Genomic DNA, 21393 nt, shown 5'->3' on the forward strand with positions numbered 1-21393 from the left:
CTGATTTTTATGGAGTACTTTTTCAAAATTATTAATATTTTAGGATGGGGACCAAATATATTTTTCATAATAGTTTTTATCCTCTTTTTAATTTTTTGGTTATCCAAAATATTTTATTTTATTGATTAATTTGGTTAAATAAAAAAACACATGTATGTTGTCTGATAAGAGAAAAATTTCTTATTTTAATGAAGAAGGCTATAAAATATTGGAAAATTATCTACTTGATCAGGTAGAATCGATAAGAAATACATTTATTTTAGTAGATCATTATACCAATATTCATTGTCTTCCTATCCTTCTTTCTCATGCAAAATTGTTAGAAAAATCTAATATAATTCAAATTAAACCAGGAGAAAAGGAAAAGAATATTTATACCTGCATTCAAATATGGAAAAATCTAGAAAATTTTAAGGCTAATAGAAATAGTTTAATTATTAATTTAGGAGGAGGAGTCATTACAGATATAGGTGGATTTGTAGCATCTGTATTTAAAAGAGGAGTTCGTTTTATTAATATTCCTACTACGTTATTAGGAATGGTTGATGCATCTGTAGGAGATAAAACAGGAGTTAATTTAGAATCCATTAAAAATGAAATAGGTTCTTTTTATTCTCCAGAATTTTTAATTATTGATCCTCATTTTTTAAAAACTCTTCCTGAAAAGGAATTTATTTCAGGAAAAGCTGAAATGTTTAAACATGGATTGATTGCAGATGAAAAATTTTGGATTAATATGAAATCCTCTACCATGGATGATTATAGAAAATCTTATTCTCAATGGGGAGATTTAATTCATAAATCCATATTAATAAAAAATAAAATCGTGGAAAAAGACCCTAAAGAAAAAGGATTAAGAAAAATCCTGAATTTTGGACATACTATTGGTCATGCTTTGGAAAGCTATTTTATGAATTATCAAAAAGGAAAACTTATACATGGTGTAGCTGTAGCTATGGGAATGGTCTCTGAATCATGGTTATCATATAAAGTAAATGGATTGTCTATGAATAGTTATCAAGAAATAAAATCCATTCTTTCTGAATTATATCCTATACAAAATCTATCAGATTTAGAAATGAATAAAATATTCTCCATCATGGAACATGATAAAAAAAACGATAGAAATAAAATTCAATTTTCCTTATTAAAAACAATAGGAAATTGTTTGTATAATTGTCATGTTCCTTATTCCTTAATCAAAGAAAGTTTTTTACAAATTTAAGAAAAAAATGTATTTTATCTTGATGAATACCATAATGTTTATAAAATGAATGAAGGAGAAAAATTAATTCCTATTAATATTGAAGATGAAATGAAATCATCTTACATAGATTACTCTATGTCGGTTATTGTATCCAGAGCTCTTCCTGATGCTAGAGATGGTTTAAAACCTGTACATAGAAGAGTATTATATGGAATGTATCAATTAGGAATTTTTTCGAAAAATCCTTATAAAAAATCGGCTCGTATTGTTGGAGAAGTATTGGGAAAGTATCATCCACATGGAGACATTTCTGTTTATGAAACAATGGTTCGTATGGCACAAAAATGGACTCTTCGTTATCCATTGATAGATGGACAAGGAAATTTTGGTTCATTAGATGCAGATCCACCTGCAGCAATGCGTTATACAGAAGTGAGAATGAAAAAAATATCTGAAGAGATGTTATTGGACATCAAAAAAGAAACAGTAGATATGCAATTGAATTTTGATGATTCTATAGAAGAACCTACAGTTTTACCTACAAGAATTCCGAATCTTTTGATTAATGGATCTTCTGGAATTGCTGTTGGGATGGCGACCAATATTCCTCCTCATAATTTAAAAGAAACGATCCAAGCTATTTTCGCTTATATTGAGAATGATCAAATATCTGTAGAAAAGATAATGGAATATATTAAAGCTCCTGATTTTCCTACGGGTGGAATTATTTATGGATATGAGGGAGTGAAAAAAGCTTTTTATACTGGAAGAGGACGTATCGTCTTACGTGCTAAAGTTCATTTGGAAGAAATTCAGGGAAGGCAATGTATTATTGTGGATGAAATTCCCTATCAAGTAAATAAAGCAGAAATGCTTACTAAAACTGTAGAATTAATGAGAGAAGGGAAAATGGAGGGGATTTATCAGATTCGTGATGAATCTGATAGAAATGGGTTACGTATAGTCTATCTGCTTAAACAGAATACGAATCCTCATATATTATTGAATAATTTATTCAAATATACCTCTTTGCAAACTTATTTTAATGTAAATAACATTGCTTTAGTTAAAGGAAAGCCGGTTCAACTAAATATTAAAGATCTTATCAAACATTTTGTTGACCATCGACAGGATGTTATTATTCGTCGTACTCAATACGAATTGAATAAATGTAAAGATCGTGTTCATACTTTGACAGGTTTTCTAACTATATTAGATCATTTAGATAAAATGATTGAATTAATTAAAGAATCCAAAGATCATCATGAGGCTTGTAATAGACTCATTCAAATGTTTAATTTATCTGAAAATCAATCTAGATCTATTTTAGATATGCGTTTACAAAATCTGACTTCTTTAGAGTTAGAGAAAATAAAAAAAGAATATGAAGAATTAGTAAAGAAAATAGCATATTTAAAAAATGTGTTAATACAACATTCTATACGAATGAAAATTATCAAACAAGAACTTTTAGATATTCAAGATAAATATCAAGATCAACGGAGAACAGAAATAGATTACTTGGGAAGTGAAGTGCACATAGAAGATCTTATTGAAGATGAACAGGTCGTTCTCACTATTTCTCATGCAGGATATATTAAAAGAACTTCTTTATCCGAATACAAATGTCAAGGAAGAGGTGGGATAGGAAATCGGGGGGCTTCTGCTAGAGAGTCTGATTTTTTCAAACATCTTCTCATAGCTACAAATCATCAATATTTGCTTTTTTTCACAGAAAAAGGAAAATGTTTTTGGTTAAGAGTTTATGAAATTCCAGAGAGATCAAAAATATCTAAAGGAAGAGCTATCCAAAATATGATTCAATTGCCACCAGATGATAAAGTAAATGCCTATATATTAACTGGAGATTTAAAAAATAAAAAGTATGTACAAAATCATTACGTGATGATGGTTACTCAAAAAGGAATTATTAAAAAAACTTCTTTAGAAAACTACTCACGTCCTAGAAAAGATGGAATTAATGCTATTGTGATTCGTCAAGGAGATTCTTTATTAGAAGCCATCTTAACCAAGGGAAATAGTCATGTTTTTATTGCTGTAAGAAGTGGAAAAATAATTCGTTTTTCAGAAAAAAAAGTTCGTGTTACTGGAAGAAATTCTTCTGGAGTAAGAGGAATTGATTTATCTATTTCATCAGAGGATACTGTAATTGGAATGGTATGTGTAGAAGGACAGGAAAAAGGATATTTATTAGTTGTTTCGGAAAAAGGATTTGGGAAAAGAACTAATCTAAAAAATTATCGGATAACCAATCGTGGGGGGAAAGGAATCAAAACAATAAATATCACTCAAAAAACAGGTAGTTTAATTTCTATAAAACATGTCACGAATCAAGATGATCTAATGATCATTAAAAAATCCGGAATAATTATTCGTATTTCTGTATCAGATATACGAGTAATGGGAAGGGATACCCAAGGGGTAAGGTTAATTAACCTAAAAGAAAAAGACGAGATTGCAGATGTTGAAAAAGTTAGTCATCCAATAATGGATTTTCATTAAAATCTCGTAAAATATTTATACATTCTTCTATATGAAAATCGTTCAACAAATTTTTTTTCCATTCTTTGTCAAGTTTTGAGATGATTTGGTAAGAAGGAGGATAATTTCGTAATTCATATATATTCAAGTAATTCTTTAATGATTGAAAATTTGCATTTATTTTTTGCATTTTTAAATTTTCATCCCAAAAATCTTTCCAATTTAGAGGAATATATTTTTTATTCAAAAAATTTTTTTCTAATAATTGTATGGTTTGATATATGGTCATCATATCCTGATATTTTTTCAAACGATTGATACTTTTCCACTTTATTTTTTCTAAATCTATTTTTCCTTTCCATGGTTTGTAAGAAATAGAATCAATCCGATCCCACATCATAGAATTTGGTTGGTCCTTTTCCATTCCTTTAACTAAGCAAGAAATATTATTTGGAATAACTATATCTGGATTGACCCCCTTTAATTGAGTAGAACTCCCATTGATACGATAAAATTTATTCATAGTGAATTTTAAGGCTCCCAATTCTTTTTTAGAAAAAAGAAATCTATTTAAGGGATAAAAGGTTTGAACTGTCCCCTTTCCATAGGTTTGATAGCCACCAACAATAATTCCTCTTTGATAATCGGCTATAGACGCAGCAAGAATTTCTGAAGCGGATGCTGATAATTCATTAACTAAAATAACAAGCGGCCCTTTCCAAAGCAGTTCATGATTGTTATTTTTTAGTATTTTCTTTCTTCCAGAAGAAATACCTACTTGTACTATAGGAACTTTTCCCAAAAAGAAACCAGCAATTTCTATAACAGTTTCTAATGATCCTCCTCCATTATTTCTGATATCTATAATCAAACCTTTTATTTTTTCCTTTTTTAGTTCTTGAATAATCTTTTTCATATCTTTAGCCGCATTTCTTCCGTCTTTATTTTCAGGATTAAAATAAAATTCTGGTAAGAATATCAACCCATACTTATTCTCATTATCCAATATTGTGACACTTTTTGCAAAAATTTCTTTTTTTTCAATAACATCCCTAATGAGGATGACTTCTTTTATAGAACCATCTTTTTTTTGAATTGTTAATTTCACTTTACTTCCTTTTTTTCCTCTTATAAGACGAATTGAATTTTCCAATAACATTCCAATAATATTTTTGGATTCTGAATTTATATCTTTTGCCACTCTAATAATTTTATCTCCTACTTCTATTTTTTTACTCTTCCATGCGGGTCCACCAACAAGAAGTTTTACAATGGTGGCATAACCTTTATGATCTTGCAATTCAACTCCAATTCCTTCTGTTTTTCCAGATATATTAAAATCAAAATTTTCCTTTTCTTTAGGAGAAAAATAGTTAGTATGAGGATCATATTGCGAGGTAATAGTATTTACGTACATGGAAAACCAGTCTGTTTTTTTTTTCATTTTTAATTTTCTAAAATATTCTTGCATATGTTCCTCTACCTTTTTTCTTGCTTTTTTTTCCTGGTTCATCCATCTGACATTTTTTTTTGTGGATTTCCAAATATTTCCTTCTTGTGGAGAAACTATTTCCATCAAAGTCAAATATTTTAGATACTTTCTCCACTCTTCTATCCATTCTTTTTTATTTTTAGGATAATAAATTTTCTGTTCTCCAGGAATATATACTTCTTTTTTATGAAAATTAAAAGGTTTTTTTAAAATCTTATAACAGATATTCTCTACTTCTTTTATTCTTTGAGAAAAACATTTCATTATAATGTTAAAAAAAGTGGGATCTCCATGAATCCAAGATTCGTCTAGTTTTTCTCTATAAAAAGAAATATCTTCTAAATCTTTTTGTAAGAAAAAACGTTTTTGAAAATCTAAATTTGAAAAATATTGCTTATATACTTTTTTTGAAAATTCATTATTAATTTTAATAGGATTAGGATGTAAAAAATAGAGCGTTTGATATATAGTTTTTAATATGATACGATGTGTTTCTTCTTCTCCTTTTGGAGAACAGAAACTTAATAAAAAAGTAAAAATAAAACCAATTATTATATACTTAAAATTTTTAATTGAATCTACGATCATACTAATACAATAAATAATAAAATTACAAATATCTAGATCCTAGATGAAAAAATGAAAAACAAACCAATTATTTTAGTAACAAATGATGATGGGATTATAGCTCCTGGAATTCGAACTCTTGTTCATACGATGAATTCTTTAGGAGATGTATATGTGGTCGCTCCAAATAAACCTAAATCTGGAATAGGACATGCTATAACTATGGATACAGTTGTTTATTGTGATTCTGTAAAGATTGACAATGGAATCCAAAAAGAATGGGAATGTTCAGGAACTCCTGTAGACTGTGTGAAATTAGCAATCAATCACATTCTTCCAAAAAAACCGGATATCTGTGTATCTGGAATTAATCATGGATCAAATTCTTCCATAAATATCATGTATTCTGGAACAATTTCTGCGGTAATAGAAGCTGGAATAGAAGGAATTCCATCAGTTGGTTTTTCTCTTTTAGATTTTGATTGGGATGCAGATTTTGAACCATCCAAAAAATATGTATGGAAAATTGTAAAAAAAATTCTTCAGAATCCCATGAAAAAAGGAATCCTTAGTCTCAATGTGAATATTCCAAAATTGAGAAAAGAAGAAATTAGAGGGATTAAAATATGCAGACAGGCAGAAGCTAAATGGAAAGAAAGTTTTGATCAACGTTATAATCCAAAAGGAAGAGCTTATTATTGGTTAGTAGGAGATTTTATTAATTTTGATAAAGAATCAGATACGGATGAATGGGCTTTAAAAAATGGATATGTTTCTGTGGTTCCTATTAAATTCGATTTCACAGATTATTCAATTTTAAATATTTTAAGATCTTGGAATTTCATATTGTTCATGTTTTTTTGGAAATCATTTTAAAAAAAACTTTATAAATCGTGTCATCTCTTGTAGAAAGAACTTTGAATCCAAAAAAATTTCAAGATTTTGTTGGACAAAAGGATATATTAGATAATTTAAAAATTTTTATTCAAGCTGCTAAAAAAAGAAAAGAGTCTTTGGATCATATCCTATTTCATGGACCTCCAGGATTAGGAAAAACTACGCTAGCTCATATAGTTGCCAATGAATTAGATGTTAAAATCACTGTTACTTCAGGATCTGTTTTAGATAAACCAGGGGATTTAGCAGGATTACTCATTCATTTAAAGTCAAATGATGTTCTGTTTATTGATGAAATTCATCGTCTATCACCTATAGTGGAAGAATATTTATATTCTGCTATGGAAAATTATAAAATAGATATTATAATTAATTCTGGATCTAATGCCAGATCAGTTCAAATTGATTTATCTCCTTTTACTTTAATAGGAGCTACCACAAGATCTGGATTATTAACAGCTCCTATGCGTTCTAGATTTGGAATTAATAGTCGGTTAACCTATTACAGAAAAGAATTATTAAAGGACATTGTAGCTAGAAGAGCAAAAACATTAAATATTTCAATAACTGAAGAAGCCTCTTATGAAATTGCTAATCGAAGTAGAGGAACTCCACGCATAGCTAATGCTCTACTTCGTAGAGTTCGTGATTTTGCTCAAATAAAAGGAAACGGGACCATAGATATTCATATTTGTGATTTAGGATTACAAGCACTTAATGTGGATAAATATGGATTAGACGAAATGGATAACAGAATCCTTACATCTATTATAGATTATTTTAAAGGAGGCCCAGTGGGAATAAATACGATAGCAACAGCTGTCAATGAAAATCCTGATACTATAGAAGAAGTTTATGAACCTTTTCTTATTCAAGAAGGATATTTAGTAAGAACCCCTCGAGGTAGAAAAGCAACATTATTAGCTTATAGACATCTTAAACGAGATTTTGACAGAAGATAAATGATAGAAAATTGAGTTGAAAGATTTTTGTTTTTATCTATTTATAAAATTAACTTTGTTAAAAGTCTCAAATTATAAAAAAATATCATGCCTTCAAATGTTCTTGTTGGTCTCCAATGGGGTGACGAGGGAAAAGGAAAAATTACAGATCTTTTTTCCAAAAATTCAAATTATGTAATTCGTTATCAAGGAGGAAATAATTCAGGTCATTCTATTCACATTAATAATCGTTATTTTATTCTTCATTCAATTCCTTCTGGAGTAGTTTATCCTTCTGTTAAATGTATTATAGGTCCTGGAGTAGTTATTGATCCTAGATCTTTAATTCAAGAAATAAAAGATATAGAATCAATAGGAATCAATACCTCTCAAATTTTTTTGGCAAAAAGAGCACATCTCACTATGCCATACCATCGTCTTTTAGATAAATACAAGGAAGAATCATTAGGAAATAAATCTATTGGAACTACACATCGTGGAATTGGTCCTACTTATGAAGATAAAATAGCCCGTATGGGTATACGGGTTTTAGATTTTTTAAATCAAAAAATTTTTTATAGGAAATTAAAGGAAAACATTGATTATAAAAATCAGATTATAACAAAAATATATAAAAGAAACCCTATTTCTTTCGAAGAAATATACGAAGAATATATGGAATATGCTAAAGAACTTCATCCACGTATTATTGACGCTGTACATGAAATTCATAGAGCTTTTCATGAAGAAAAAAAAATTCTTTTTGAGGGAGCTCAAGCTATGCTACTAGACATCAATTATGGTACATATCCATATGTAACCACTTCTTCAACTTCTACAGGAGGAGTTTGTGTAGGATCTGGGGTGCCACCCACTTTCTTAAAAAATTTTCTCGGAATAGCAAAAGCTTATTGTACCCGTGTAGGATATGGACCATTTCCTACAGAAATTAAAAATAAAGATATGAGTCATTTCATCAGAGAAAAAGGAAAAGAATATGGAGCCACTACAAAAAGACCAAGAAGGTGTGGATGGTTAGATTTGTTCTCTCTAAAATATTCTTGTATGATAAACGGAATTAATTATTTAATCATTACAAAATTAGATGTTTTAAGTCAATTAGAAACTATCAAAGTCTGTGTAAAATACAGGATTCGTGGAAATATTCTTCAAAATTTTCCAGCAAATATAGAATTGTTTGAAGAAAAAGTAGAAGCTATTTATATGGATTTTCCTGGTTGGAAACAAAATATTTCTCAAATTCATGAATATGAAGAATTACCAAAAAATTGCAAAAAATATATTAATTTTATTGAAAGTTATCTAAATTTGGATATTCTATTAATTTCTGTGGGATCTGAAAGAAGTCAAAATATAATCAAAGATAAATCTTCCTTTTTTAAAATATTTTCCTAGCTAGAAATAAACCGATTAATAAAAAATATTTTTGTGAAAGAATATAAAAATCCTTTGGTAGAACGATACAGTAGTCAAGAAATGTTGTATAATTTTTCTCCAAAAAAAAAATTTCTCACCTGGAGAAAACTTTGGTTAGCTTTAGCAGAAAGCCAAAAAAAATTAGGTTTAAACATTAGTAATGAACAAATAAATGACTTAAAAAATCATTTAGATGATATTGATTGGAATAGAGTTTTTTTTTATGAAAAAAAATTCCGTCATGATGTTATGGCACATTTATATGCTTTTGGAGAAAAAGCAATTCTAGCTAAACCTATTATTCATTTAGGAGCCACAAGTGCTTTTTTAGTAGACAATACAGATCTGATTCTCATCCGTGATGGATTAGAGATCCTTCTTAAGAAATTAGTTAATGTTCTCTTTCGACTTAGGAATTTTACCTTAGAATATCATGACACCCCTACTTTAGCTTTTACCCATTATCAACCTGCTCAATTAACTACTGTAGGAAAACGTTCTTCTTTGTGGATGCAAAGTTTATTATTGGACGTAGAAGAATTAGAATTTAGATTAAGAAATATGAATTTCAGAGGAGTAAAGGGGACAGTAGGGACATCCGCTAGTTTCAAAGAATTATTTGATGGAGATATACAAAAAGTCAAAGATTTGGAAAAAGAAATCTCCAATCAATTTGGATTTGAAAAAGTTTTTCCTGTTACAGGTCAAACTTATGATAGGAAAGTAGATGCACAAATATTAAATTTATTGTCTAATATTTCTCAATCTTCTCATAAATTTAGCAATGATTTACGTTTACTGCAAAACTTAAAAGAAATGGAAGAACCATTTGAAAAAGAGCAAATTGGATCTAGTGCCATGGCATATAAACGAAATCCAGTGCGTAGTGAACGGATAGCCTCTTTAGCAAAATATGTGATTTCTCTATCAAATAGTTCAGCTATGGTTGCAGCTACTCAATGGTTGGAAAGAACATTAGATGATTCAGCTAATAAAAGATTAGTAATTGCTCAATCCTTCTTAGCTACAGATGCTATTTTAACAATTTGGAATAATATATTAGAAAATATAGTGGTATATCCTAAAATGATTGAAAAACATATAGATCAAGAACTTCCATTTTTAATGACGGAATCTATTATTGTAGAAAGTGTAAAAAATGGAGCAGATAGACAAGAAATTCATGAAAGAATTAGAATTCATTCTATGAAGACCAATTCTAAAATCAAGTTAGAAGGAAAAAAAAATGATTTTTTACAACGTATTTTAGATGATCAAAAAATACCTATTAACAAAGAAAAAATAAATCAAATGTTTAACCCGAAGAATTTTATTGGATTCTCGTCAGAACAATCTATAGAATTTATTGAGAAAAAGGTCAATCCTATCTTAGATCGATTTTATCATTTGATTGATTCAAATATGGATTTAAAAGTTTAGAAAATTTCTATATTTTTAATGAATTTCAGAATTTATATACAAAAAAAAGTTTCTTTTGATATTGATTCTAGAAAATTATATCAGGAATTGAAAAATATGGAGATTTCGTTATCTCAAGTGATTATTTATCATATTTATGATATTTTTCGTATAAAAAAAGAAGTTTTTATAGATAGTCTCTATAAAATTTTTGTTGATCCTGTAACGGATATTTTACATAAAGAAATACATTTAAAAAATCCATATTTTTCTATAGAATATTTACCAGGAAAATATGATCCACGTGCAGACGCGGCTATGCAATGTATAAAAATTATAGATCCTCTATCTACAGTTTTTATAAAAACGGGTCAATTAATTGAATTGATCGGAATGAAAAAGAAAGAAAAAGAAAAGGATCTTCATAAGATTAAAAAACATTGCATGAATCCCCATATTTGGAAAGAAAAGAATCTTCATGAAATGGATTTCACTTTTTTTGAGAAATCAAAAAAAAGAATAGGTAAAGATCCTCATAGAATGGTCAATAAATTTATTCATTTTAATCATGAAGAAATGAAAAATTTTCATAAAAGGTGGGGTTTTTCTATTAAACTAAAGGATTTGTTTTTTATACAGCAATACTTTGCTAAAGAAAATCGTGATCCTACAGAAGGAGAACTTAGGATTTTAGATACCTATTGGTCGGATCATTGTCGTCATACTACTTTTTTGACTACATTAGTGGACATAACATTTGATGGAATATTTAAAGATACATATCAGAATATTTTTAATGAGTATTTAAGGGATAGGAAATCAATAGGAAGATCAGAACTTCCTATAAATTTGATGGATCTATCTAATCTTCCTTCTAAAGTTCTTTTTAAGAAAGGAAAATTAAAAAACTATGTATGTTCTCACGAACATAATGCTTGTATAATTATGGTAGATGTAGATATTCTAGATAGTAAAAAAAAAGAAAAATGGTATCTTTTATTTAAAAATGAAACTCATAATCATCCTACGGAAATTGACCCTTTTAGTGGCGCTTCTACTTGTATAGGAGGTGCTATTCGGGATTCTTTATCTTGTCGTGGAGTCGTATATCAATCAATTAGATTAAGTGGAGCTTCAAATCCTATTGAGAAAAAAACATTGTATGGAAAAATTCCGCAATACAAAATATGCTATGAATCCGCTTATGGTTATAGTTCTTATGGAAATCAAGTTGGGGTGGCTACTTCTCATATTCAAGAAATCTATCATGAAGGTTATAGAGCTAAAAGAATGGAGGTAGGAATGGTAGTTGGTGCTGTTGCAGTTGATGGAGTTAAACAAGAAAAACCAAAAAAGGGAGACATTATTTTGTTGATGGGTGGATTAACAGGAAGGGATGGAATGGGAGGTGCTACGGCCTCTTCTAAAGAATATGAATTAAAAAATTCATTTGAAAATATTCAGGTTCAAAAAGGAAACCCAATAATAAAAAGAAAAATTCAAAGATTTTTTCGAAAAAAAGAAGTTATATCTTTAATTAAAAAGTGCAATGATTTTGGAGCAGGAGGAGCTTCTGTTGCTATTGGAGAATTGAGCAATAGTTTAGTTCTTCATTTAGATAAAATACCTACTATAAAACATGCGGATTTAGAAGCAATAGAAATTGCTCTTTCAGAATCTCAAGAACGTATGGCCGTTGTATTAGATCCATCAGATGTAAAAAAATTTATGAAATTAGCTCATGAAGAAAATATACTCTCCGTTCCTATTGCTATAATAACTGATAATAATAGAATAATATTCTCTCATAAACGAAAAGAACTTTTGAACTTGAAAAGTTCTTTTCTAAATACAGGAGGATTGAATAAAAAACAGGTGGTTCATGTTACCTCTCCAACTACTATTTCTCCTTTTCAAAAATCAAAAAATATTCCTTTCAGTAAAAAAATCTTCTTAAAAACTCTTTCTCAATTAAATATTGCATCTCAAAAAAGTTTAGTAGAAATGTTCGATAGTACTGTAGGAGGGACTACTATATTGATGCCTTTTGGAGGGAAGTATCAAATGACTCCATCTGAAGGAAGTGTTCATAAGATACCTGTTTTACAAGGAAATACGAGGACTGTTAGTTTAGCTACTTGGGGTTTTCATCCTGAAATTTCTACTTGGAGTCCTCTTCATGGAGGAGCATATGCTGTAGTAGAATGTATTTCTAAAATTGTTTCTATGGGAGGCTCTTACAGAAATATCTATTTCAGTTTTCAAGAATATTACAAAAAATTAGGAAATAATCCAGAAGATTGGGGAAAGCCATTTTCTTCTTTATTAGGAGCTTATCATGCTCAAAGGTCATTTAATTTAGCGTCTATTGGAGGAAAAGATAGCATGTCAGGAACATATAAAAACCTACACGTTCCGCCAACATTAATAGCTTTTGGAGTGACGACAGAAGACTTTTCAAATATTGTATCTCCAGAATTGAAAAATATAGGGAATAAAATATATTTGTATCATCACAAACCATTAAAAAACGAAATGCCAGATTTTTATTCTTTGAAAAAGGCATATGATCAAGTTTATGAAGGCATTTGTTCCAGATCTATTGTATCCGTAAAAACGGTGAAAGACGGAGGAATTTCTGTATCTATAGCAAAAATGGCTTTTGGAAATCGTTTAGGAGTTGTTATCCGTTCTGTAAATCCTTTATTTGAAATCAGCATAGGTTCATTAATTATAGAATCCACTTCTTCTCTTTCAGAAGATTTCATTTTAATAGGAGAAGTTGTAGCTTCTAAAAGCTTAAATTTTAATGGAATATTTATTGATATAAATGAGGCAGTAGAAAATTGGGAAAAAACTTTAACTCCTATTTTTTCTAATAATCAGATCAATCATCGAAAAACATCTCATAGAATCAATCTTTATGAAAATGGAAAAGAAGATATTTTTCCATTAAGATGGAAATCCAAAAAAAAAGTAACACCACGTGTATTTATTCCAATATTTCCTGGAACAAATTGTGAATGGGAATCTATTCACGCTTTTAAAAAAGAAGGTGCGATGATCAAAACTTTTGTATTTAAGAACTTAAAAAATAAAGATATTGAAGAATCCATAGATAAAATGGAAAAATATATAAGAACTGTACAAATATTTATGCTTTGTGGGGGATTTAGCGCTGGAGATGAACCTGATGGTGCTGCGAAGTTTATTACGTCTATTTTACATAATCCATACGTCAAAGACGCGGTTCAATACTTTCTTGATCAAGATGGATTGATTTTAGGTATTTGTAACGGGTTTCAAGCTCTCATAAAATCTGGATTGTTACCTGATGGAAAAATAGGCTTACGGAATTCAAATTCTCCTACACTTACCTATAATGAAATAGGAAAACATGTATCTCAATGTGTTCATATAAAAGTCATTACTGACAAGTCTCCATGGTTAAATGGGATGAAAAATAAAATATACACTATTCCAATATCTCATAGTGAAGGAAGATTTTATGCTAGTGAAAAAATAACTAAAATTTTATTCAAAAAAAATCAAATAGCTACGCAATATGTAGATTTACAAGGGGTTCCTACCTTAGAAAGGGGTTATAATCCTAATGGATCCATTGGAGCTGTAGAAGGCCTATTAAGTGAAAATGGAAAGATTTATGGAAGAATGACTCATCCAGAGCGTTATAATCATGGATTGTTAAAAAACATCCCGAATATTCATGAACATTCCATTTTTAAAAATGCAGTACAATATTTTCTATAAAATAGAAAAATTATAAATATGAAAGTGGCTATATTTTGTGGAAGTATATCCGATAAATCGACTATGAAAATAGCGGAAGAAGTATTAAATAAATTTAATATAAATAATCAAACTTATGTGATATCTGCACATCGTTTACCCGATATACTATCAAATACAATAAAAAAAATTGAATCTAAAAAGGGAATGGAATTAATTATTGCTGGAGCTGGTTTGTCTGCTCATTTACCAGGAATAATTTCTTCAAAAACTATTTTACCTGTTATCGGAGTTCCAATTCATTCTCATAATGGATTGTTAGGAGGACTAGACGCTCTTTTTTCCATGATACAAATGCCTAAGGATGTTCCCGTCGCTACAGTTGGAATCAATAATGCCTATAATGCTGCCTTATTAGCCATTCATATATTATCTATAAAATATAACGAAATCAAAAAATTATTACTAAAATTCAGAATGGAAAGGAGAGAAAGATTAGTGAATGAAATGAAGAAATATTTCTGATTATGAGAAAAATAATTAAAAAAGAGCTTTTATTAGAAGGAAAAACAAAAAAAATATATGCTACAGAGAACCCGCATGAAGTCATTATTCATTATAAAGATAGCATAACGGCTTTGGATGGATTAAAAAAAGATTTCTTACAAGATAAAGGAATTTTGAATAATGAAATCACCACATTTATCTTTAAATTTCTTAATTCTTATGGTCTAAAAACTCATTTTATTCGGAGAATAAATAATAGGGAACAATTGTGCCATAAAGTAGATATCATTCCATTAGAATTTGTTGTTCGTAATATTCTTTCTGGAAGTATTTCAAAACGTTTAGGAGTCAAAGAAGGAACTATTCCATTGAATACTATTTTTGAAATTTTTTATAAAAATGATAATCTCAAAGATCCATTGATTAATGATCACCATGCAGTTCTTTTAGGTTTAATTTCTTATGAAGAATTAAATATCACTTATCGTATAACTTCAAATATTAACAATATTCTCAAAAAATTTTTTTTAGATAAAAATATTATCTTGGTAGATTTTAAAATAGAATTTGGAAAGGATTCAAAAAATCAAATTTTTCTTTCTGATGAAATCAGTCCTGATACTTGTCGTCTTTGGGATAAAAAAACAAGGGAAAAGTTTGATAAAGATATATTTAGAAGTGGATTTTCTGAAAAGGTCTTGGATGCCTATATAGAAATCTTAAAAAGGCTGAATGTAGGTTAATCCATTCACTGGACAAAGATCTTCTTTAAAGAAGAAAGATGATATCTAAATTATTCCCTATTTTCAATCAAAAAAAATCTTCTGATAAGTTTCATGAGGAGTGCGGGATTTTTGGTATTTATTCTCCTCAAAAAATTGATACATTTTCTTTGATTCAGTTTGGTTTATTTGCCTTGCAACACAGAGGTCAAGAAGCTTGTGGTTTTTCCGTTTTACGAGATGGTTTTATTTTATCCCATAAAAGTGAAGGTCTTGTTTTAGATTCTTTTCGAAAAATTTCGAATTCTGAATATTATCATGGAAATGCGGCTATTGGACATACACGTTATTCTACAGAAGGAGGACAGAGCAAAAAAAACATTCAACCATTTTTTGGAGAAGATCCCTACGGGAGAAGTACCATTTCCATAGTTCATAATGGAAATTTAATAAATGCTCAAAAAATTCGTAAAAATTTAGAATCAAAAGGGGTTACTTTTATATCCGAATATTCGGATTCAGAAGTGATCTTACGTTTGATACAAAAATATTTATCGGAATATGATAATAACTTAGAAATAGCTATTCAAAAAACTACTATAGATATTCAAGGAGCTTATTCTGTAATAGTTCTTATGAATAATAAAATAGCGGCATTTAGAGATCCAAATGGAATCCGTCCTTTATGTTATGGAATGCTGAATGAAAACACTTATATATTTAGTTCAGAAACTTGCGGAATAGATTCTGTAGAAGGTTATTACATAAGAGATCTGTTTCCAGGAGAAATAGCTATTGTAGATACAAAATCCATTCGATTCTCTCTTTTGAAAAAAGAGAAATATCCCAAACGCAGAATTTGTTCCTTTGAATATATTTATTTTTCACGTCCTGATTCTTTAATTGAGAATATAAATGTTTATGAAATACGGGAAAAAAGCGGAGAAAAACTTTATGAGCAACATCCAGTAGAAGCAGATGTGGTTATTGGAGTTCCAGATTCTGGAGTTCCAGCATCTATTGGATACTCTAAAGCATCTGGAATCCCTTTTAAACCAATTTTAGTGAAAAATAAATATATAGGTAGATCTTTTATTATCCCTAAAAAAGAGATGCGTGAAAAAATGGTCAATCTCAAACTTAATTCTATCTTAAATGAAATCAGAGGGAAACGGATTGTCATTATTGATGATTCCATTGTTCGTGGAACTACTAGTCGGAGATTAGTTTATATTTTAAGAAAAGCAGGAGCTAAAAAAATTCATTTTAGAAGTGCTTCTCCACCTATTATAGCTCCATGTTATTTAGGAGTAGATACTCCAAGTAGAAAGGATCTCATTTCATATAATATTGATAAAGAGAAAATTGCTAAAATTTTAAATGTAGATAGTTTAGAATTTTTAAGCATGAGCAATTTAATTGATATTCTTGGAGGTAAAAATTACTGTTTTGGGTGTTTTACTGGAAAGTATCCTATTCATAAAGAAAAATGATTGTATATTATAAATTCTTGTAATAAATTCACCATGAAAGAAAGTCATCGGACCATACGGAAAATTGGTCTAATTTTAGAAAAAACTTATACCAAAAAGGTTCTAAGTAACTTGGATTATTTTTCTGCACTATATCAACTATCTTTATGCACTTACAAAGAACCTGTTTTAGTATCTGGGACAGATGGAATAGGAACTAAATTACGTTTAGCTATTGATTATAAAAAATATGATCTCATTGGGATAGATTGTTTTGCTATGTGCGTTAATGATGTATTATGTCATGGGGCAAAACCTTTGTTTTTTTTAGATTACTTAGCTTGTGGAAAATTGGATTCTAATATTGTAGAAAAAATAATACAGGGAATAGCTGTCTCTTGTAAAAAAACTAATACATGTCTTATTGGGGGAGAAACTGCGGAGATGCCTGGAATTTATCAAGATCAAGACTATGATATAGCTGGATTTTGTGTAGGAATAGTAGATAAGGAAAATATTATAGATGGAAAAAAAACTATCCAGGAAGGAGATATTTTAATTGGACTTCCTTCTTCTGGGGTTCACAGCAATGGTTTTTCTTTAATTAGAAAGATTTTTTCTAAAGAAGATTTTTTGATGCATAGGATTCAAGAAAAACCATTTTATGAGATCCTTTTAATTCCAACTAGAATTTATCATGATCCTATTCATCTTTTGCTAAAAGAGTTTTTAATACATGGATTAGCTCATGTGACAGGAGGAGGAATATCCGATAATTTATTTCGTATACTTCCGGATAATTTGTCAGCTATAGTAGAAAAGAAAAAAATACCTGTTCAACCTGTTTTCAATCATATTCAGGAAAAAGGGTTTTTATCTGATCAGGAAATGTGGGATACTTTTAATATGGGAGTAGGAATGATTATCATAGCCTCCGTTCAAGATCAATACTCCCTCTTGCAGAGATTATATGCTTTAGGAGAGAATCCTTTTGTATTTGGTCATCTAGTTAAAGGAAATAAAAGAGTTTTTTTGAAATAAAAAATTATATATATGATGAAAAAACTAGCTGTTTTAGTTTCTGGAAACGGAACTAATCTGCGGCAGATTATACAATCTATTTTTCATGGAGAACTTTTCAAGTTTAAAGTAAGTTTAGTAATTTCTGATAGATCTTGTAGAGCTATTCAATATGCACAAAAAGAAAATATTCAAACTTTTTCTTTAAAAAGGACTAAAACTCTCTCTAAAGAGATAGACCATATTTTGATAAAAGATCTTCCAGATTTTATAATTCTTTCTGGTTTTCTTTCTATTCTAGATGCAGAATTTTGTGAAAAATGGTCTGGAAAAATCATTAATATTCATCCTTCTCTTTTGCCTAAATATGGAGGAAAGGGAATGTACGGAATGAGAGTCCATCAAAAAGTTCTCAATAATCAAGAAAAGATATCAGGAGCTACAGTTCATTATGTGACAAAAGATATAGATTCAGGAAACATAATTTTAAAAAAATCATGTAAAATTTCTTCACAAGAGACTCCCATATCTTTATCCACAAAAATATCTCTCATAGAAAAAGAGATTCTCATTCAATCTTTAAAGAATCTGTAGCTTATTGTTTTTATTTATTGGATAGTATACAAAATTGATTTATTATTATTATGAAAAGAGCTTTGATTAGTGTTTATGAAAAAAATGAAGAATTATTTGATTTTGTCAGTTTTTTAGATAAAAATGAATATCAAATTATTTCTACGGGAGGGACTTTTCAATATTTAAAAAAACATGGAATATCTAATCTTTTAGAAATATCGGATATCATTTCTTTTTCTGAGATGTTAGATGGAAGAATAAAAACCATTCATCCTAATATTTATGCAGGAATTTTAGCAAATCGTTCCCTGGAAAAACATATGGAATCTATCCGTTTTCACAAAATTTTTCCCATTGATATTGTCTTAGTTAATTTTTATCCATTTTTTGAAAAATTGTATCAAAAATCCCTCATCATCAAGGGAAATAATCATAATTCACTAATGGAATTTATAGATATAGGAGGGCCATCTATGCTACGCGCAGCAGCAAAAAATTTTTTTCATGTAACCCCTATTACAGATAAAAAGGATTTTTTTCTAGTAAAAAAGGAAATTGAAGAATATGGATTTCCTTCATTAAATTTGAGAAAAAAATTAGCTGGAAAAGTTTTTAATCTCACTTCTGCTTATGATTCTGCTATTTCTAAATATCTTCTTACGGAAGAAAATTTCCCTACTTATTTACATTGCTCTTATGAAAAAAAAATGAATCTCCGTTATGGAGAGAACCCCCATCAAAAAGCGGCTTATTATGTCAGTACGATTGATAGAGGATCCATGCGGAATTTTCATCAATTACACGGAAAAGAACTTTCTTTTAATAATTTAAGAGACATGGATATAGCTTGGAAAGTGGTATCTCAATTTTCTGAACCAGCTTGTTGTACAGTGAAACATTCCACTCCTTGTGGAGTCGCATTAGGAAAAAATATTATGGAGGCTTTTCAAAAAACTTATTCTTCTGATCCTATTTCTTCTTTTGGAGGAATTATGGCTATTAATGTTCCCATCACGAAAGAGTTAGCAAAGAAAATAAACAGTCTTTTTTTAGAAGTAATTTTGTCTCCAAGCTATGACAAAGAGGAATTAAATCTTCTAAAAATGAAAAAAAATCTGAGAATAATTAATATAGATGAACCGATTTCTGATAGACTAGAATATGTAAAAATAGATGGAGGGATCTTAGTGCAAGAAGTAGATCATCTTTTTTATTCAGATTATAAAATTGTCACTAAAAATAAATTTTCCGATCAGGAAATACAATCTTTATTTTTTGCTCAGAAAGTAGTAAAATATGTAAAATCTAATGCAATTGTTGTTGCTAAAGGAACACAAACTATAGGAATTTCTGGAGGTCAAACAAATCGAATTTGGGCAGCTCGTCAAGCCATAGAAAGAGCTTTAGAAAAAAACAAAGAAAAAGAAAATTTAGTACTTGTTTCTGATGCTTTTTTTCCTTTTCGTGATATAGTAGATGAAGCAGCTCGTTCTGGGGTGATAAAGGCTATTCTTCAACCAGGAGGTTCTATACGTGATGAAGAATCTGTCAAAGCCTGTGATGAATATGGAATAGCTATGGCTTTTACGGGGAAAAGACATTTTAAACATTAAAAATTATGAAAATTTTAATTCTTGGAAGTGGAGGTCGTGAGCATGCTATTGGGAAAAAAATCTTAAAAGATTTTTCTCCCATGGAGATTTATTTTTATCCTGGAAATGGAGGAACCAGTCAAATAGGAAAAAATATAGAAAATTTTCATTCTACATCAGAGTTATGTTCTTTTGCGAAAAAAAATGCTATCGATGTCACTATTGTTGGTTCTGAAACTTTTCTATGGGATGGAATTGTAGACGTATTTCAAAGTGATGGATTAAAAATAATTGGACCGCCTCATTTTTCCGCTAGATTAGAAGGAGACAGAATTTTTTCTAAATCATTTATGAAAAAATATGGAGTACGTACTCCTAAATATAAAGTTTTTTCTTCTTATCAAGAAGCTATGAATTTTTTAGATAAAACAACTTATTCCGTAGCTATTAAAACTAGAGGATTAGCCGAAGGAAAAGGAGTCTTATTAACACATAATAAAACAGAAGCGGAAAAAGCTTTGAATTCTATCCTGATAGAGAAAAAATTTGGAAAATCTGGAAATCAAGTGATCATAGAAGAACTTTTGCAAGGAAAAGAATCCTCTATATTGTCTATCTTTAATGGAAAAGATATTATTCCTTTTTTATCCGTAAAAGATTACAAAAAGATTGGAGAGAAAGAAACAGGAAAGAATACAGGAGGAATGGGGGGAATTTCTCCTAATCCATATATGACAAGGGATATTTGGATAGATTTCAAAGAAAATATACTAAAACCAACTTTAGAAGGTTTATTTTTAGAAAAATTAATTTTTTTTGGATTTATTTATTTTGGATTAATGATCCATTCAAATAGGGTATTTTTATTAGAATACAATACTCGTCTAGGTGATCCTGAAACTCAAACTTTATTGCCATTAATGAATAGTAATTTCATACACATTATCCAATCCATTCTTATTCAGAAAGATATATCTATTTCTTGGAAAAAATCATGTTCTTGTTGTGTTGTTTTATCTTCAAAAGGTTATCCTGGAAAATTCCAAGATGGAAGAGTGATAGAGGGGTTAAACTCTTTAAAAGAACCTTTTTATATCGCTGGAGCTAAAAAAGAAAAAGAAAAATGGATTACTTCAAAAGGACGTGTTTTAAATGTGGTAGGACTAGGATTTTCTATGGAAGAAGCTAGAAAAAATGCTTATAATAAAGTCAAAAAAGTTCATTTTGAAAACTTATATTTTAGAAAAGACATCGGGTTATAGTTTATTTTCTTTCCTTGTCATAAGAAAAAA

At 29.2% G+C, this 21393-nt stretch carries 15 protein-coding genes; 14 read left to right on the forward strand and 1 reads right to left on the reverse strand.

The features are described 5' to 3' along the window. Positions 1 to 154 precede the first annotated feature (154 nt). Together aroB and gyrA are read left to right on the forward strand one after the other, a co-directional pair. Positions 155 to 1225, forward strand: coding sequence for a 3-dehydroquinate synthase (gene aroB, locus H0H45_RS00725; RefSeq protein WP_185866705.1), 1071 nt, complete (start codon positions 155 to 157; stop codon positions 1223 to 1225). Positions 1226 to 1270: 45 nt separating this feature from the next. Next, the gene (gene gyrA / locus H0H45_RS00730) at positions 1271 to 3730 is read left to right on the forward strand and encodes a DNA gyrase subunit A (RefSeq protein ID WP_185866706.1); all 2460 of its coding nucleotides are present in this window, start codon (positions 1271 to 1273) and stop codon (positions 3728 to 3730) included. Here the strand turns inward: gyrA and H0H45_RS00735 are convergent. Then, positions 3702 to 5789 (reverse strand): carboxy terminal-processing peptidase, encoded by a 2088-nt coding sequence (locus H0H45_RS00735; RefSeq protein ID WP_185866707.1) that lies wholly within the window; start codon positions 5787 to 5789, stop codon positions 3702 to 3704. The two genes, gyrA and H0H45_RS00735, sit on opposite strands and share 29 nt — an antisense overlap. 51 nt (positions 5790 to 5840) lie before the next feature. Here H0H45_RS00735 and surE point away from each other — a divergent pair, with 51 nt between their 5' ends. The 12 genes from surE (at position 5841) to purD (ending at position 21363) form a co-directional block, all read left to right on the forward strand. Continuing rightward, positions 5841 to 6644 (forward strand): 5'/3'-nucleotidase SurE, encoded by an 804-nt coding sequence (gene surE / locus H0H45_RS00740; protein WP_185866708.1) that lies wholly within the window; start codon positions 5841 to 5843, stop codon positions 6642 to 6644. Between the two features lie 17 nt (positions 6645 to 6661). Continuing rightward, positions 6662 to 7627, forward strand: a complete 966-nt coding sequence (ruvB, locus tag H0H45_RS00745) for a Holliday junction branch migration DNA helicase RuvB (RefSeq protein WP_185866709.1) — start codon at positions 6662 to 6664, stop codon at positions 7625 to 7627. An 87-nt stretch (positions 7628 to 7714) separates the two neighbouring features. Then, positions 7715 to 9022, forward strand: coding sequence for an adenylosuccinate synthase (locus H0H45_RS00750; RefSeq protein ID WP_185866710.1), 1308 nt, complete (start codon positions 7715 to 7717; stop codon positions 9020 to 9022). Positions 9023 to 9055: 33 nt separating this feature from the next. After that, positions 9056 to 10483: an adenylosuccinate lyase gene (purB, locus tag H0H45_RS00755; protein ID WP_185866711.1), complete on the forward strand. Its 1428-nt coding sequence runs from the start codon at positions 9056 to 9058 to the stop codon at positions 10481 to 10483. Positions 10484 to 10501: 18 nt separating this feature from the next. Continuing rightward, positions 10502 to 14233, forward strand: coding sequence for a phosphoribosylformylglycinamidine synthase (locus H0H45_RS00760; RefSeq protein WP_185866712.1), 3732 nt, complete (start codon positions 10502 to 10504; stop codon positions 14231 to 14233). Between the two features lie 18 nt (positions 14234 to 14251). After that, the gene (purE, locus tag H0H45_RS00765) at positions 14252 to 14737 is read left to right on the forward strand and encodes a 5-(carboxyamino)imidazole ribonucleotide mutase (RefSeq protein ID WP_185866713.1); all 486 of its coding nucleotides are present in this window, start codon (positions 14252 to 14254) and stop codon (positions 14735 to 14737) included. A gap of 2 nt (positions 14738 to 14739) precedes the next feature. After that, positions 14740 to 15462: a phosphoribosylaminoimidazolesuccinocarboxamide synthase gene (gene purC, locus H0H45_RS00770; protein WP_317168687.1), complete on the forward strand. Its 723-nt coding sequence runs from the start codon at positions 14740 to 14742 to the stop codon at positions 15460 to 15462. Positions 15463 to 15500: 38 nt separating this feature from the next. Then, the gene (gene purF, locus H0H45_RS00775; RefSeq protein ID WP_185866714.1) at positions 15501 to 16934 is read left to right on the forward strand and encodes an amidophosphoribosyltransferase; all 1434 of its coding nucleotides are present in this window, start codon (positions 15501 to 15503) and stop codon (positions 16932 to 16934) included. A 33-nt stretch (positions 16935 to 16967) separates the two neighbouring features. After that, positions 16968 to 17954: a phosphoribosylformylglycinamidine cyclo-ligase gene (gene purM, locus H0H45_RS00780; RefSeq protein WP_185866715.1), complete on the forward strand. Its 987-nt coding sequence runs from the start codon at positions 16968 to 16970 to the stop codon at positions 17952 to 17954. A gap of 15 nt (positions 17955 to 17969) precedes the next feature. Next, on the forward strand, positions 17970 to 18527 hold the full coding sequence (purN, locus tag H0H45_RS00785; RefSeq protein ID WP_185866859.1) for a phosphoribosylglycinamide formyltransferase: 558 nt from the start codon (positions 17970 to 17972) through the stop codon (positions 18525 to 18527). A 50-nt stretch (positions 18528 to 18577) separates the two neighbouring features. Then, positions 18578 to 20122 carry a bifunctional phosphoribosylaminoimidazolecarboxamide formyltransferase/IMP cyclohydrolase gene (purH, locus tag H0H45_RS00790; protein ID WP_185866716.1) on the forward strand — a complete coding sequence of 515 codons (1545 nt, stop codon included), beginning with the start codon at positions 18578 to 18580 and terminating at the stop codon, positions 20120 to 20122. A gap of 5 nt (positions 20123 to 20127) precedes the next feature. Beyond that, positions 20128 to 21363: a phosphoribosylamine--glycine ligase gene (gene purD / locus H0H45_RS00795; RefSeq protein WP_185866717.1), complete on the forward strand. Its 1236-nt coding sequence runs from the start codon at positions 20128 to 20130 to the stop codon at positions 21361 to 21363. Positions 21364 to 21393: the final 30 nt, after the last annotated feature.

It is taken from the genome of Blattabacterium cuenoti (genome assembly GCF_014252095.1).
GTDB classification, from domain to species: Bacteria; Bacteroidota; Bacteroidia; order Flavobacteriales; family Blattabacteriaceae; genus Blattabacterium; species Blattabacterium cuenoti_F.

Coding starts and splice junctions, on each gene's coding strand:
- aroB (WP_185866705.1), top strand. CDS start 155: ATGTTGTCTGATAAGAGAAAAATTTCTTATTTTAATGAAGAAGGCTAT.
- H0H45_RS00750 (WP_185866710.1), top strand. CDS start 7,715: ATGCCTTCAAATGTTCTTGTTGGTCTCCAATGGGGTGACGAGGGAAAA.
- purF (WP_185866714.1), top strand. CDS start 15,501: ATGATATCTAAATTATTCCCTATTTTCAATCAAAAAAAATCTTCTGAT.
- purE (WP_185866713.1), top strand. CDS start 14,252: ATGAAAGTGGCTATATTTTGTGGAAGTATATCCGATAAATCGACTATG.
- purM (WP_185866715.1), top strand. CDS start 16,968: ATGAAAGAAAGTCATCGGACCATACGGAAAATTGGTCTAATTTTAGAA.
- surE (WP_185866708.1), top strand. CDS start 5,841: ATGAAAAACAAACCAATTATTTTAGTAACAAATGATGATGGGATTATA.
- H0H45_RS00760 (WP_185866712.1), top strand. CDS start 10,502: ATGAATTTCAGAATTTATATACAAAAAAAAGTTTCTTTTGATATTGAT.
- purN (WP_185866859.1), top strand. CDS start 17,970: ATGAAAAAACTAGCTGTTTTAGTTTCTGGAAACGGAACTAATCTGCGG.
- H0H45_RS00735 (WP_185866707.1), bottom strand. CDS start 5,789: ATGATCGTAGATTCAATTAAAAATTTTAAGTATATAATAATTGGTTTT.
- purC (WP_317168687.1), top strand. CDS start 14,740: ATGAGAAAAATAATTAAAAAAGAGCTTTTATTAGAAGGAAAAACAAAA.
- purH (WP_185866716.1), top strand. CDS start 18,578: ATGAAAAGAGCTTTGATTAGTGTTTATGAAAAAAATGAAGAATTATTT.
- purD (WP_185866717.1), top strand. CDS start 20,128: ATGAAAATTTTAATTCTTGGAAGTGGAGGTCGTGAGCATGCTATTGGG.
- gyrA (WP_185866706.1), top strand. CDS start 1,271: ATGAATGAAGGAGAAAAATTAATTCCTATTAATATTGAAGATGAAATG.